Origin of the sequence: Arsukibacterium sp., assembly GCF_036735525.1 — a bacterium.
Lineage (GTDB): Bacteria > Pseudomonadota > Gammaproteobacteria > Enterobacterales > Alteromonadaceae > Alishewanella.
In genome coordinates, this window is sequence record NZ_DAINOE010000080.1 from 1 (window position 1) to 14,531 (window position 14,531).

Genomic DNA, 14,531 nt, shown 5'->3' on the forward strand with positions numbered 1-14,531 from the left:
GCATAGTTCAGCCCGAGCCATTTACTGATGGTGTTACTGCTGTAGAACGTGACAGCATTATTAATGTTAACCCGGAAAACTCACGTATGTTTAAATTTGACCCAGGAGTGACTCTGGATGACTTAGTTCGCACAGTAAATGCGGTAGGAGCCGCGCCAGGCGATTTAATGGCAATACTCGAAGCACTTAAAGAAGCCGGAGCTATCCATGGCGAGTTAGTGGTAATTTAACATGAAAGCACCCTCGGTTTCATATCATGACGTAGCCAGCCTGCAGCAAATTCGTGCTCAGGATGATAAAGCCGGTTTACGCCAGGCGGCTGAGCAGTTTGAAGCGATTTTTATGAGCATGCTGCTCACCAGTATGCGCAAAGCTAATGCTGCCTTTGAAGCCGAAGGTATGATGAACAGCCAGACCACCGAGTTTTACCGTGATATGCATGACAGCCAGCTGTCAACCGATTTAGCCAGTAAGGGCGCCCTGGGCTTAGCTGATTTATTGGTGCAACAATTAGACCCCAGTGCAGTAGCCAACAGACCAAAAAGAAGTGATCAACTGCTGATGCCGGGTGCTATGACAAATGCTGATGGGTTTACTCTGGCGGCCAAGCCAACAGACTTTGCGATGCCAACAACAGCAACGCCCCGTATTGGGCCTTTAACATTAGCTCCCAGAATGGCGGCAGCGAATACTCAGCCAGCCCTGACTAAGCCTGCCGCTAATCAATCAGGACCTGTGCCAGCGAAGCAAGTGACTGCCTCTGAACCAGTGGACTGGCAGATAAGCTCGCCGGTTGATTTTGTTCGCAGCTTGTTACCGGCGGCCAAACAAGCCGCCAAAGCATTGGGCCTGGATCCTATGGCAATAATAGCCCAGGCTGCACTGGAAACCGGTTGGGGTCAACGCATGATTAAAACGGCCGCGGGCGATAATAGTTTTAATTTATTTGGCATTAAAGCCAGCCGTAATTGGCAGGGTGAAACGGCAGTAGTGGATACGCTGGAATACAGGCAAGGTGTGGCACAGCGTGAGCAAGCGCGCTTCCGTTCATATCAAAGCCCTGAGCAGAGTCTGGCCGACTACAGCCATTTTATTGCCAACAGCCCGCGCTATCAGCAGGCAGTTCAGGTGGCCAATGAACCGGCAGCCTATTTTAGTGAGCTACAGGCTGCGGGTTATGCCACGGATCCCAATTATGCACAAAAAATTATGGCCGTATTTCGTAGTCCGGCTTTTGAACAAGTACGTGCTGAGCTAAATAGTACTCAAGAAATAAACAGCGCAGCCGAAGACTAACCTGTCAGCCTGATTTTGGGCAGTGGAGCACCAGATGTCAGATAACTTACTCAAAATTGGCACAACGGCGGTATTAGCTAGCAGTAGCTTGCTTAATACCACCAGTAATAATATTGCCAATATTAATACTCCTGGCTATGTACGGCAGCGTACAGAGTATCAGGCGCAAATTTTGGGTTTAGGGGTAGAAGGCAGAGGTACGACTGAACGGCTGGTTAATGAATTCACCTTAAAACAGCTGCGTCGTGATACCTCTAATTATGCCTATTCACAACAGTATGTTCAGGAAGCGAATCGGGTTGATGCGCTGTTTTCAAACCCGGCAAATAGCATTGCCACCGGAATGAACGATTTATTTGCACAAATTCAAACGGCAAATAATGACCCCACTCAGCTGGCTAACCGGCAATTGATTATTGGCAGTGCCAAGGCATTGTTAGACCGCTTTGAAGGTATGTCTAACCTGATTTTGGATCAGGAAAATTTTATTAATGAACAATTAGATATTTATGTAAATGAAACCAATGATTACATAAAGCAAATTGCTATCCTAAATAAAGATATCGCCGCCTATGGCGGAGGTGCCAGCCGGCCAATGCCTCTGGACTTACTTGATAAACGTGATCAGGCCATTTTAAAACTATCTGAAATGCTTGAAATCAAAGTAATGGAAGCAAATAACGGTGAAAAACTGGTATTTATGAATGATGGCCAGTCGTTAGTGGTAGAGCAGGGCGAATTTCGGTTATTGTCCTTGCGAGGTGACCCTGATGCCTCGCGTAAAGAGTTGCAATTACAATTGAGCACAAACAGCAGTGTGCTGCGCGATGTTAACTCGAAAAATATTGGCGGTAAGTTAGGCGCTATAGTGGCGTATCGGGAAGAGATTTTAGATCCGGTACAAACGCAATTAGGCCAGGTAGCCTTATCGTTAGCTGATGCATTAAATCAACAAAACAAATTAGGCATGACATTAAATGGGCAGTTTGGTGGTGATTTATTTCGTTTACCCGAATTTAGCGCACTGCGATATCAGCAAAATAGCGCCAGTGGCAGGATTGATTTTAGTTTAGAGCCAGGCCGCGGCAATCAGCTACCGCCCAATAACTTTATGGTGAATATCACCGGGCCAGATTCATTAACCATTGAAGCGGTAGACAATAAGGGTAATGTGATTCCAGACTCGGCTATTAGTTTTACTGGCCTTGATTTCAGTACAGAAGTAAATTTAACTGCGGCAGATAGCCCGGATGACGACCTCTATGGTCTGCAACTAAAATTAAACGGTGTAGTCTCTGGTGATCAATTTTTATTAAAACCGTTAAGCAGTGTATCAAGACAAATTGCCATGGCGACCAACAGGCCAGAAGATATTGCCCTGGCTAGACCGTTGCGCGGTAACTTTGAAACTGGCAATTTGGGTAATGGTCGGATAGATGGCTTAACGATTAACAGTACCGACCCAGCTAGCACGGTATTTTCTCCGCCCAGTACAGTAACAGGTGCGCCTTTTACTATTGTTTACCATGATACTAATGAATTCAGGATTTTTGATAGCACCAATACCTTAATAGGTACCGCCAATTATGGTACTAATAACTATATCAATGTATTTGCGACTGCAGGCGGCGGCCTGGAAGAATATGGATTTGATTTAAATATTAGTGGTGTGCCAAGAGTAGGTGACCGTTTTATCGTGGAGTACAACCAAAATGGTTTTAACGATAACCGCAATGGTTTGGCCATGGCACAATTACAAACTGCCCCCACTACCCGCCGTAACGCGGTAACTGTCCCGAATGCGGTAAATGAATACAGTTTTAATCAGTCGTACGCCACTATGGTCGGCACCATTGGTGAGCGCACCCGTCAGGCACGTACCACGGATGAAGCCTATGGTGCTATACTCGAACAAACCACGCTTTGGTATGAGTCGTTATCAGGCGTCAGTTTAGACGAAGAAGCGGCTAACTTAGTTCGCTTTCAACAAAGCTATGCAGCTGCGGCGCGGATTTTATCCACCTCGCAAACCATTTTCGACACCCTGTTACAGGCAGTGAGGTAACCCCATGCGCTTATCCTTTAATATGCAATTTAACCAAAGTCTGAATGGCATTTTGGATACGCAGAAAAAAATGTCACGGGCCGAAAACCAACTCACTAAACAAACCCGCATTTTATCTCCGGCAGATGATCCGGCCGGTGCCGCTAAGGTGTTGGGTCTGGATCAAAACCTGGCGCAAATCGAGCAGTTTCAGAAGAATAGTGTGTTGTTGCAAAATAATCTTGCGCTTGAAGAGACGGTATTGACCAATATGCGGAGCTCTTTTGACAGGGTCAGCACGCTCGCTATCGCCTCAGGAAATGGTACCTATACGGAACGTGAGCGGGTAGCAATTGCCTTTGAACTGAAAAATATCCAGACAGAGTTGTTTGATCTGATGAATACTAAAAGTGCTGATGGCAGTTATATTTTTGCCGGTTTCCAAGATAAAACACCAGCCTATGTTTTTGAACAAAGTACGGGTCAATATGAATTTCGTGGTGATGATGGTTTTAGGGCTTTACAGATATCCCCTTCTATTAGTTTGCCAGGCAATGATAGTGGTAAAGCGGTTTTTGATGATGTTTTTGCACGCTTTAAAACCACGCCGCCAGTAGTCATCAGTGGCAGTCCGGATAGTGTTAAAATTGATGTTACCGAGCAAAATCAGTTTAACGGATTTTATCAAAATAATTTTGACAGCACTACGCCAGCTAATAACACCTATAACATCGTTATTGATGGAGCCAGTAATTATCAAATCCTGCAAAATGGTGTTGCCTTGTCGCCTGCTGTGACAGGGACTTTTGTGGATGGTCAGAATATTAATTTTAATGGATTATCTATCCAAATCAGAGGTGCTGCTGCTGTTCCCGGGCAAGTTGACTTTACTTTACCTCCACCTGAGAAAAAAAATATTCTGAATACTATGCAAGATTTCATTTCTGTATTGGAATCTACGGATCTTACTAGTGAACAACTGACAGCTGCTATTCGAGATGTGCTGGCGCAAACAGAGGGCAGTGCTGCTAAATTGGATGGAACCCTCGCCAATATTGGTGGGCGCTTGAATGTGCTGGAAAGCGTCTTTGGTGGTAATGAAGATTTAATTATCAATAATAAGGAGTATAAGGCTGATTTATCTGAAGTGGACTTTGCAGCGGCCATGACAGAAATTAAACGCCAGGAAATTGCCTTGCAGGCGGTGTCGTCGACATTCAGTAAAATTGCGACAACAACCTTATTTGATTTTATCCGTTAAGTCGTTTTATTGTGCCGATTTAGCCAGATTCGTTAATAATACTGAAGATGCTATTATCGGCAGCTTTAATTGCAACTTTAATTTATTTTTAAATTATAAATCAAAGGTTTAAAAACTAAAAAAAGCAAAAAAAAATTCTCAAGTTTTCCAAATTTCCTCCGATAACTATTTAACACGGCAAGAAACAGGCAATACGAAGTAAAAATTGCCACTACCAGTTAAAAAGCGAGGAAAATACCATGTCTATATTCGTAAACACCAATGCTTCATCTTTAAATGCTCAGCGTCAATTGATCAACTCAGGTGGCGCTTTAGATACCGCCTTCAAGCGTTTGTCATCTGGTTTTCGCATCAACAGTGCTGCTGATGATGCCGCTGGCTTACAAATATCTAACCGTTTAACCAGTCAAATCAATGGCTTGGATCAAGCAACCCGTAATGCAAATGACGGCATTTCACTAGCCCAGGTCGCAGAAGGTGCTTTTGATGAGATGACCAATGCTTTGCAACGGATGCGCACCCTGGCCATTCAATCTCAAAACGGTATTTCAAATACCGATGATAAAGAAGCGTTACAAAAAGAATTTAATGCTTTGCGCACTGAAATTACCCGGATTGCAGAAACCACAGAGTTTGGTGGTCAAAAACTGCTAACAGGCGGCTTTTCAGCTAAAGTGTTGGTTGGTGCTCAGGCTACAGCAAATGACTTTATTTCTGTTAACGTTAGCGCAGCGGCTGGTGCAGGGTGGACAGCCACTGGCTTGAGTTTAGATGGCTTTGATCTTTCAGATGCTGTTGGAACAGCCACAGGTGCCTCTGCTGCAATGGCTACTATAGATTTAGCGATTAAAGCCGTAGATGGCAAACGTGCTGACTTAGGTGCTGTACAAAACCGCTTCCAGGCGACAGTACGAAATTTATCAAATATTTCTGAGAACGTGTCTGGTGCTCGCGCCCGGATCCGTGATACCGATTTTGCCAAAGAAACGGCAGAATTAACCCGGGCGCAAATCTTGCAACAAACGGGTACCACTGTATTAGCTCAGGCTAATCAGCGTCCACAGGCTGCACTGAGTTTACTGCAGTAAATCAAGTAGCTGAAGCTTTCTGATATTGCAGTATCAGATGGTCTTGCCGGATTTGCTTCAGCGGAGTGACTCGCTTTATTAAAAGCCACCTTATGGTGGCTTTACTTTACTTGAGTTCTGCGTTAACCAGCGTTTAAAGGAATCGTCATGTTAACTTTCAGTCTTGCTTTAGTGATGATTGTTAAAAACGAGGCAAGATCGATTCAGCGTTGCCTGGACAGTATATCCCCTTTTGTTGATTCAATGCTGGTATTGGATACAGGTTCAACAGACAACACCGTTGCACTTGCACGTGCATGTGGTGCCAGGGTTGAGCACTTCCGTTGGCGCAATGATTTTGCTGCAGCAAGAAATGCGGCACTGGCTTTTTCAAATGCAGACTGGAATATTATTTTAGATGCTGATGAGTGGCTTAGTCGCGGCAAAGAGTCGTTGCAGCAATTACGCCAGCAAAAACCTGATTTTGTCGGTTCTGTTGAAATTGTCAGTAGCTATGTCATTGCAGATTGTAAACAGCATGGTCACAGTATTATTAGCAGAGTCTTGCCAAAAGGGGTGCGTTACAAAGGTATAATCCATGAGCAACCCGAACATGTATTGCCAGTCAAGCCGCTACAGATACAGCTGGGGCATGATGGTTACGAACCTGCTCAACAGCAGGCTAAAAAACAACGTAACCTTCAACTCTTGCAGCTCGCTTTACAGCATGATCCCGATGATTGTTACCTTCACTATAAGCTTGGCGTAGAGCTAGAGTTGGCAGGTCAATCCGCTGCTGCGATAAAGTACTATGAACAGGCATCGCATGTTTCTTCCAAAGCTATAACTTGGCGCCTCGATTTGGTGATTCGCTTGCTATTTTTATACAAAAAGCACAAGTGTTTTTCTGAAGGTTTGATGTTGGCAGAGCAAGAATCCGCTTTGCGTAATTTGTCAGCTGATTTTGACTTTGCCTTAGGAGATTTTTATCTTGAGCTTGCCATTCATCAGCCAGTGCAGGCAACAGTGATTATTCCTAAAATTGAACAGTGCTGGCTTAACTGCCTTAAAAAAGGGGAGGTCAGTGGGGTTAATGGTGCTGTGGCTGGGCGTGGCAGCTTTCTTGCAGCCCATAACCTGGCTATTTTTTATCAAAGCCTGGGTAAAACAGATCAAAGCCAGCATTACTTTCAACTAGCCTCGGATTTCTGATTTTCTCAGCCCCTCTTAAATTCAGCTGCCAAATAATGCTTGCTAAAAATAAAAATAAAAATAAAAAAATCACTAAAGTTTATAAAACTCCTGCCGATAACCTGAATAAGCCAAGTTGCAGCTTGGCTCAATTAACGGGCTAACCGTATTATCAACAACAGTTTGCGGCTTGATTTTTTAGCTAAAAACTAAGGAGTGACTCATGGCTTTATTTGTCAACACTAACGCATCGTCGTTAAATGCTCAGCGCCAGCTGTTAAACTCTGGTGGTGCTTTAGATACTGCATTTAAACGTTTATCATCAGGTTTTCGTATCAACAGCGCAGCTGATGATGCGGCAGGCCTTCAGATCTCTAACCGCTTAACCAGTCAGATCAATGGCCTGGATCAAGCAACCCGTAATGCTAATGATGGTATTTCATTAGCTCAGGTTGCTGAAGGTGCCTTTGAGGAGATTACCAGTTCTCTGCAACGGATGCGGACATTATCAGTGCAAGCTCAGAACGGCATTTCAAATACCGATGATAAAGACGCGCTGCAAAAAGAGTTCAATGCACTACGCACAGAAATTACTCGTATCGCCAATACTACCGAGTTCGGTGGTCAGAAGTTGTTGGATGGCGGCTTTTCGGCCAAGGTGTTAGTGGGTGCTCAGGCGTCAGCTAACGACTTTATCTCCGTAAACGTCAGTGCTTCTGGCACTGCAACAGCTTGGACTGCCGCTGGCCTGAGCCTGGATACTTTTAATCTGGCCACTACAGGGGCTACTGGCGCATCAGCAGCAATGACTGCCATAGATGATGCAATAAAAGCAGTTGATGGTAAACGTGCTGATTTAGGTGCTATTCAAAACCGTTTTCAGGCGACCATTCGTAACTTATCGAATATCTCTGAAAACGTGTCTGGTGCGCGGGCACGGATCCGTGATACTGACTTTGCAAAAGAAACCGCAGAGTTGACCCGGGCGCAGATTCTGCAGCAAACCAGTACTACTGTTCTGGCGCAGGCGAATCAGCGGCCTCAGGCAGCATTATCGTTACTGGGCTAAAATAGACAGTTACAAGGTGGAAGTAACACTTCCACCTTGTTTATACTGCCGGAGGAATTATGAGTAACGTTAGCAATACAACAATGTTAAGCTTTACCAATAAAGCCGCTGATATTTCTAGCAGCGACAAGGTAATGTTTAATAGCAATAATACCAACTCAAATGCGGCCTTAAAAAGTACGGTAGTCTCAAAAAGTGAAGCAGTTGAAAGCAATAACGTTGCCAAACAACCTGAACCAGAGGTTTTGCAGCAGGCCTTAGATGTCATTAATCGAGCGGCTGTTATCGAGCAGCGTTCTTTGAGTTTTTCTGTTGATGAGCTTTCCGGTCGGTCTATTATTAAAGTGGTTGACCAGACAACAGATCAATTGATCCGGCAAATACCGTCAGAAGATTTATTAAAAGTCGCGCAAGATATAAAAAGGCTGCAAGATGAGATGGGCCAGTCTTTAGGTTTATTAATTGACCGAAAAGTCTAATGTTATAAAAAACAAGAGGTGAACTATGTCTAATATCAATTTTCTGGGTGCAGCGTCAGGTTTGCCTCTGGAAGAGCTGGTCTCTACCTTAGTCAGGGTAGAACGTGACAGCAAGTTTGCCAGAATTAATAAAACGAAAGCTACTCTTGATGCCTCTTTATCCGGTATAGGACGGTTAAAGTCTGCCTTATCAGCATTTCAGGATGCTGCTAAAAAATTAGGCGGCGATAACTTAAGAGCTCGCTCAGTCAATATTACCCAGCCTGTTGCTGATAAAACCTTTATTGAAGCTACAGCCAGCAATACGGCAGCGGCTTCGAGTTTTGATATCAAGGTTAACCAACTGGCCAGAGGCAGTCGATTAGAAAGTGCTGACTTGGCCTATAGCAGCTCGAATGATGTTATTGCCACAAGCGACGGCACATTAACCTTTAGTGCGGGAGATAAAAGTTTTGATATTGACGTTACCGCCGGCATGACACTTAACCAGTTAAGGTTAAAAATTAACGAAAGTGCTGATAATTTTGGTGTTAATGCCAATATCATTAATGCAGGTGGCAGTGTTGGCACTAAGTTGGTGTTAAGTTCATCTGTAAGTGGTGACGCAAATGATCTAGTTGTAAGCAACAATGATGCTGAACTAGATAACCTGTCTACCGTGCCTACTGGCGCTACACCTGGCTTAAGTTCGGTGCAGGCTGCACAGGATGCTGAAGTGGAGCTGGATGGCATCATTTCGCGCAGCAGTACCAACACTTTTACAGATGTGATTCAGGATGTCACCTTAACGGTCAGAGCAGAAACTCCCTTAGGTAACAATGCCAAGCTTGATATCAGCACCAATAAGAAAGCCGCAGAAGAAAACATTAATGCTTTTATCAAAAGCTACAATGAATTAGTCGATCAGGTAAATAGCCTCACTCGCAAACGTACGCTGAGCGCTGATGGTTCAACAGTAACGGCTGATGGCGGCGCACTAAACGGCGATCCACTCCCGCGATCTATGATGACACAATTGCGTGGCATTATGGGTACTACGATAGCCGGTGGTGACGATGAAATGAATACGTTGTATTCATTAGGAATTACCTTTAACAAAGCAGGCAAGTTAGAAATTAGTACCTCTACAGAATTTGGCGGCGAAACGGGAAAGCAGCGTTTTGATAAAGCCTTATCCGAGAATTATGACAATGTTGCTAAAATGTTTGGTGGGACAGATGGGCTCATTAATAGCTTAGATGGCTTTATCAAAGAGTTTAATCAGTCTGGTGGAATTATTGCAACAAAAGAGTCGTCTATACGTACCCAGTTATCAAATAATACTAAAGCTTCGGATGCTGCTGGCCGATATATAGCTAGTTTTGAAGAATCTTTACGCAAGCGCTATACGGCACTGGATGGTTTGCTTGCACAAATGCAACGCACACAGACAAGTGTTACTGCTGCTTTATCAGGTTTACCCGGCTTCATTACTAATAAATCCAAATAAAACACATTAAATCTATCTGGAGAGCATTATGAGCTACGGTATTAAAGCTTACAAATCGGTAGGTGTTAAAGATGATCTTGCAGTGGCAGATCCGCATCGTATAATTCAGTTGTTAATGCAAGGCGCTCTTGAAAATATGGCTAAAGCAAAAGGGCATATTGAGCGTAAAAATTATGCAGGTAAATCAGAGGCAATCTCTAAAACCATGGCGATTATTGGTGCATTACAAAGTAGTCTCGATATGAAAGCTGGTGGTGAGATTTCTGAAAATTTATATTCACTTTACGAATTTATGTTAAATGAGCTCAGCGTTGCTAGTCGCGAACAAAGCCAAACTAAGATACAGGAAGTGATGGACTTATTGTTGACTATTAAGTCTGCCTGGGACCAAATTCCTGTTGTAGATAGAGAAAAAGGCTATGCTATGCGTTCTTCGCTAGCACAAGGTGCGGCTTAATGCCCTTACCTGAACAATTGATAGTTGATATTTCTCAAATCCGGCTGCAATTTAAGCAACTGCTAGCTGATGATACATTTTTGGAGTCTGCAGCTGCAGTTGAATTAATTAAACAGTTTGAACACCTTCTTTTAGATTATTCAGTACAAGCTAAGTCTGATAAAGAACTTGCTGACTACTTGGCTTTACAACTTAGCTGGTTAATAATTGAAACAAATGAAATCACTTCGCAAAAAATGGTTGTTGCCGAACAGTTACTTCAAATAACACGTGCCAGAAAAGGTAATGCCAGTTACGATAACCATAAATTAGAATAAGTAATTAATCGTTATGCATTATTCTTTATACAACCAAATTCAGCTCCACTCGAAATTGCAAAGCATAAATGAGCAACAGCTAGCTGAATCTATTACTTATCATAAAAAAATCAATCATATTGCCTTTGAGCATTATTGTCCGTCTTTACTACCGTTGATTCATCAAGTAGAACAAGAATCAGTCCGTTTTTCTTTGTTTTGTAATAACAAGGGAAAAGCTAATGTGATTGATAGACAAAATAGCACGGCAGTTTATGAAGAAGATCCAGATAAAGATGCAGAGCGAGAGGTAAAGGATTTCATCTCTAAGGCGCCTTTCATCTCGCTTACGCCTATTCAGCAGACCGATCATTGGTCAGTAGAGGCATTGCCTGAACAAGTTGATGTTGTTTGCATGATGGGGATGGGGTTAGGCCATCAAATTCTGCCACTGATATCAGAACGAAAAATTAGCTGTTTAATTATTTATGAACCTGATTTAACTATGTTGCAGTGTTCAGTAAAAAGCGTCGATTGGCAGAGTATTTTTATTACTTCTGCCAAGCAAGGTACGCTAATATCCCTTCAGATGGGAAAAGATGGTAGTGATATTGCTAGCGACTTAAATGAATTATGCATGCATATCCCAAAGCTACAAAAGTTTTATGTTTATAGACATTTAAGTAACCCGGTCACAGATGAAGTGCTAGCGACATTATTCCAATTAAATGGCAACAAGGCTGAATTACTTAAAAAAAACAGGCAATACTTAGGCTATACTCATCCGGCAGATTATTTGCCTGTACGATTCAAAGGTATTTTAGGAAACAAACAATACCAACACATCGACTCAAGCCTTCATGATCGTTTTGAGCAAAATATAACGGCCTTTGAACAGTTTTACCCTGAAATCGCTCAATTAATACGAGGCTTTGAGGCTAAAAGATGGCTTTTAGTTGAAGATGAGTGCGGTAAAGTTAACTTATGGCACTCAGCACGCAATGCTCTTTTGCATAAAGATAAAGACATCGATGCTGAGCTGACAATTAATTATTCTCTAAATCAACCCTCTAAAGACGATGTTATTTTAGGGCAAAAAGTTGCATGGAAATTCCGGCATTATGTTCATTATCAAGCTATAGCTAAATTACAGCCATTATTCAGTGAAATGGCCCAGCAAAAAAGCATTGTGCCTGAGCAGATTAATTCATTGATCATATTTGGCTTGGGAGTAGGGGCGTTTTTGCCATCATTATTAGCGCGCCGTGAAATATCCAATTTATACCTATGTGAGCCGAACATTGAACATTTTTATGCCAGTTTATTTGTAACAGACTGGGCAGGCTTGTTTAATGAGGCGGCTTTAACAGAAAAACGTGTATATCTGAATATTGGTGGTGATGGCAGTGATTATTTCAATGACTTAATGCAGCAGTTCTATAGTGTTGGTGCTTTCTCTATTGCTAGTACATATATTTTACAGACGACTGCTAATGCTTTCTTAAATGAAAACGTAAATAGGTTGCGCGAGCAGTTAAAGGTGGTACTTACAATAGGTGATTATTATGATCATGCAAGATTTGGCATAAGTCATACCTACAAAAGTTTTCAATTAGGGCACAATTGGTTAAAAGCTGATCGTAGTAGCTATATTCATCACAAAGCAACACAGTTACCCGTTTTTATTGTTGGCAATGGCCCAAGTCTAGACCAATGTGCAGACTATATAAAAGAGCATCGTCACAATGTTATTTTAGTTAGCTGCGGCACAGCATTAAAGCCTTTATATCATTTGGGTTTAACACCAGATTTTCATGCTGAAGTGGAACAAAACCGTTCAACTCACCTCTGGATTACTCAAGTCAAGGACGTTGATTATCTAAAAAGAATCAGGCTTATATCTGTTAACGGTATACATCCGGATACGGCTGCACTTTTTGCTGACACATATCTTGCTTTTAAAGAGGGAGAGGCTTCAACGACCTTATTTAACAAAGCACTCAGAAATGCTGAAAGTATAGCGCAGCTTAGGTACGCTTATCCTACAGTTTCTAATCTTGCAGTAAATTGGTTGCTACAAGCTGGCTTTAAACAATTATATTTATTGGGTGTAGATTTAGGTTATGTTGATATTAATAATCATCATTCAATCCATTCCATTTATTACAAAAATGGCCAATCAACCTACGATTATTCAAAAAAACATGGCCAAGCTATTCCTGTGGCAGGTAATTTCAGGCCTTCAGTGAAAACAAAAATTGAGTTCGATATTTCTCGTCGAATATTAGAGCAAAATATAAAGTTTCACCCTGACTCTGTCGAAATTTATAATTGCAGCGATGGTGCATTTATAACGGGAGCCTCGTCATTACAGCCGGGACAAATTCTGACATTTAAGCCAGAAACAAATGTTTCTGTAATTTTATCTGATTTTTTACAACTGAGTTCTAGTGAAAACGATTTCAGCAACGATTTGAACTATTTTGACAGACACTATAGTGTTGATAGCATAGTTGAATGTGTAAAATTGTGGCGTGAACTATTGATACAGCCTGTAACTGACTACATGAGCGCGAGAAGTGTTATTGAGCAACAATGGATCTTATTCAAACAGCAGGCTGCTTTATATGAAGGTGTTGTTTTTTATTTACTTTATCGCAGCAGTTGTTATTTTTTGAGTCTGATGACCAAGCTGTTACCAATGATGCAACAGAATAATAACCGTCTGGAAGAAAAAGCGCTGTCACAATTTAAAGAGATTACCTCCGTTTGGAGTGAATATCTGGCGCAATTGGCGGAGGATTTCGCGGCAGAAAAATTTAAGCTAGATACAACTACCTGGTAAAAGCTTCTGATATGAGGCGAAAAGTTGCCAGCTTAGAAATTTAAATCGAGGTTTTTAATAAGAAATATAGTAACTTATGTTGCTGAAATAAAGTGAATTTTATCGGAGTGCACAGGATGGATACTTCAAAGGACGAAATGCAGCTAGCATTTTGTATTGATGAAAATTACGCTGTTCATCTTGCGACTTTTTTGCACAGTATAGCTAAGTACTGGCCGACAAAAACCAGCGCAACACTTCATATTGTTGGTCAATTATCGCCTCTGACACAACATAAACTCATGCTGGTTGCTCATGCTAATTGGCGTCTACATTTTTTTACTGAGGTGCCGAGCTACACCCGGTTGCCGATTAGTGAACGCTATCAGGGACGTCTTAATGATGTGACTTATTATCGGTTAGCTTTAGCTGAACTCTTACCTCATTTAAACAAAGTCCTGTTTCTTGATGCAGATATGCTGGCTACAGCAGATATTAGTACATTATGGCAAGAGCCTCTGCAGGGAGCTATAGTTGCAGTTGTTTCAGACAGCGCATTATGTGCGCAGTCTCGATGGACGACTTTGCAGTTAACTGAATCTAATTACTTTAATGCCGGCATGATGTTAATAGACCTATGCCAATGGCGGGACAAATTGATTTCACAAAAGGTCATCGATGCCCTGTTGCAACACCCTGAGTGGGAATATAACGATCAGGATGGCCTTAACGTCGCGCTTGATGGTCGTTGTACATATATTGCTGAACGCTGGAATTACCAGACCTATGCTGTGCGTAAGCAATGTTGTTCTGAGCCTGCTATTGTGCATTTTACCGGACAGGAAAAGCCCTGGCATTTTGGTGCAAGTCACCCAAACCGGGCAGATTATTTGTGGCATAAACAGCATACGCCGTTTGCAGATGTCCCTTTAATTCATTTTCTTGATGGGGCTGACGAAGCCTTACTGGCGTCTTTACAGCAAAAATTAGTTGCAGGACGCTTGGTTATTTATGGTGGTGGCCAACGGGGCCGGCGTTTGGTGGCCTGGCTACAAGCC

At 42.4% G+C, this 14,531-nt stretch carries 13 protein-coding genes; all 13 read left to right on the forward strand.

Annotation, left to right across the window (positions count from 1 at the left end):
- The coding region (locus V7D78_RS13630) for a flagellar basal body P-ring protein FlgI (RefSeq protein ID WP_333609004.1) at positions 1-230 on the forward strand (230 nt) is incomplete at its 5' end.
- Position 231: 1 nt separating this feature from the next.
- Positions 232-1,296, forward strand: coding sequence for a flagellar assembly peptidoglycan hydrolase FlgJ (gene flgJ, locus V7D78_RS13635; RefSeq protein ID WP_333609005.1), 1,065 nt, complete (start codon positions 232-234; stop codon positions 1,294-1,296).
- Positions 1,297-1,330: 34 nt separating this feature from the next.
- Positions 1,331-3,361 carry a flagellar hook-associated protein FlgK gene (flgK, locus tag V7D78_RS13640; protein ID WP_333609006.1) on the forward strand — a complete coding sequence of 677 codons (2,031 nt, stop codon included), beginning with the start codon at positions 1,331-1,333 and terminating at the stop codon, positions 3,359-3,361.
- Positions 3,362-3,365: 4 nt separating this feature from the next.
- Positions 3,366-4,601, forward strand: a complete 1,236-nt coding sequence (gene flgL, locus V7D78_RS13645) for a flagellar hook-associated protein FlgL (protein WP_333609007.1) — start codon at positions 3,366-3,368, stop codon at positions 4,599-4,601.
- A gap of 239 nt (positions 4,602-4,840) precedes the next feature.
- Positions 4,841-5,689, forward strand: coding sequence for a flagellin N-terminal helical domain-containing protein (locus V7D78_RS13650; RefSeq protein ID WP_333609008.1), 849 nt, complete (start codon positions 4,841-4,843; stop codon positions 5,687-5,689).
- Between the two features lie 147 nt (positions 5,690-5,836).
- The gene (locus V7D78_RS13655) at positions 5,837-6,880 is read left to right on the forward strand and encodes a glycosyltransferase (protein ID WP_333609009.1); all 1,044 of its coding nucleotides are present in this window, start codon (positions 5,837-5,839) and stop codon (positions 6,878-6,880) included.
- A 202-nt stretch (positions 6,881-7,082) separates the two neighbouring features.
- Positions 7,083-7,928 (forward strand): flagellin N-terminal helical domain-containing protein, encoded by an 846-nt coding sequence (locus V7D78_RS13660; RefSeq protein WP_333609010.1) that lies wholly within the window; start codon positions 7,083-7,085, stop codon positions 7,926-7,928.
- 83 nt (positions 7,929-8,011) lie between these two features.
- Positions 8,012-8,407 (forward strand): flagellar protein FlaG, encoded by a 396-nt coding sequence (locus tag V7D78_RS13665; protein WP_333609011.1) that lies wholly within the window; start codon positions 8,012-8,014, stop codon positions 8,405-8,407.
- 25 nt (positions 8,408-8,432) lie between these two features.
- On the forward strand, positions 8,433-9,896 hold the full coding sequence (gene fliD / locus V7D78_RS13670; protein ID WP_333609012.1) for a flagellar filament capping protein FliD: 1,464 nt from the start codon (positions 8,433-8,435) through the stop codon (positions 9,894-9,896).
- Between the two features lie 28 nt (positions 9,897-9,924).
- Positions 9,925-10,353 carry a flagellar export chaperone FliS gene (gene fliS, locus V7D78_RS13675; protein WP_333609013.1) on the forward strand — a complete coding sequence of 143 codons (429 nt, stop codon included), beginning with the start codon at positions 9,925-9,927 and terminating at the stop codon, positions 10,351-10,353.
- A complete protein-coding gene (locus tag V7D78_RS13680; protein ID WP_333609014.1) occupies positions 10,353-10,670 on the forward strand; it encodes a hypothetical protein in 318 nt (105 codons plus the stop codon). Before fliS ends, V7D78_RS13680 begins: the two co-directional genes overlap by 1 nt.
- A gap of 13 nt (positions 10,671-10,683) precedes the next feature.
- The gene (locus tag V7D78_RS13685; protein WP_333609015.1) at positions 10,684-13,494 is read left to right on the forward strand and encodes a 6-hydroxymethylpterin diphosphokinase MptE-like protein; all 2,811 of its coding nucleotides are present in this window, start codon (positions 10,684-10,686) and stop codon (positions 13,492-13,494) included.
- A 116-nt stretch (positions 13,495-13,610) separates the two neighbouring features.
- Positions 13,611-14,531 (forward strand): glycosyltransferase family 8 protein (locus V7D78_RS13690; RefSeq protein WP_333609016.1); only part of this gene is annotated, 921 nt, incomplete at its 3' end.

What these genes read in the sequence shown, in the direction of transcription:
- flgJ (WP_333609005.1), top strand. Translation starts at nt 232, where the DNA reads ATGAAAGCACCCTCGGTTTCATATCATGACGTAGCCAGCCTGCAGCAA.
- V7D78_RS13665 (WP_333609011.1), top strand. Translation starts at nt 8,012, where the DNA reads ATGTTAAGCTTTACCAATAAAGCCGCTGATATTTCTAGCAGCGACAAG.
- fliD (WP_333609012.1), top strand. Translation starts at nt 8,433, where the DNA reads ATGTCTAATATCAATTTTCTGGGTGCAGCGTCAGGTTTGCCTCTGGAA.
- V7D78_RS13685 (WP_333609015.1), top strand. Translation starts at nt 10,684, where the DNA reads ATGCATTATTCTTTATACAACCAAATTCAGCTCCACTCGAAATTGCAA.
- flgL (WP_333609007.1), top strand. Translation starts at nt 3,366, where the DNA reads ATGCGCTTATCCTTTAATATGCAATTTAACCAAAGTCTGAATGGCATT.
- V7D78_RS13650 (WP_333609008.1), top strand. Translation starts at nt 4,841, where the DNA reads ATGTCTATATTCGTAAACACCAATGCTTCATCTTTAAATGCTCAGCGT.
- V7D78_RS13655 (WP_333609009.1), top strand. Translation starts at nt 5,837, where the DNA reads ATGTTAACTTTCAGTCTTGCTTTAGTGATGATTGTTAAAAACGAGGCA.
- flgK (WP_333609006.1), top strand. Translation starts at nt 1,331, where the DNA reads ATGTCAGATAACTTACTCAAAATTGGCACAACGGCGGTATTAGCTAGC.
- V7D78_RS13680 (WP_333609014.1), top strand. Translation starts at nt 10,353, where the DNA reads ATGCCCTTACCTGAACAATTGATAGTTGATATTTCTCAAATCCGGCTG.
- V7D78_RS13660 (WP_333609010.1), top strand. Translation starts at nt 7,083, where the DNA reads ATGGCTTTATTTGTCAACACTAACGCATCGTCGTTAAATGCTCAGCGC.
- fliS (WP_333609013.1), top strand. Translation starts at nt 9,925, where the DNA reads ATGAGCTACGGTATTAAAGCTTACAAATCGGTAGGTGTTAAAGATGAT.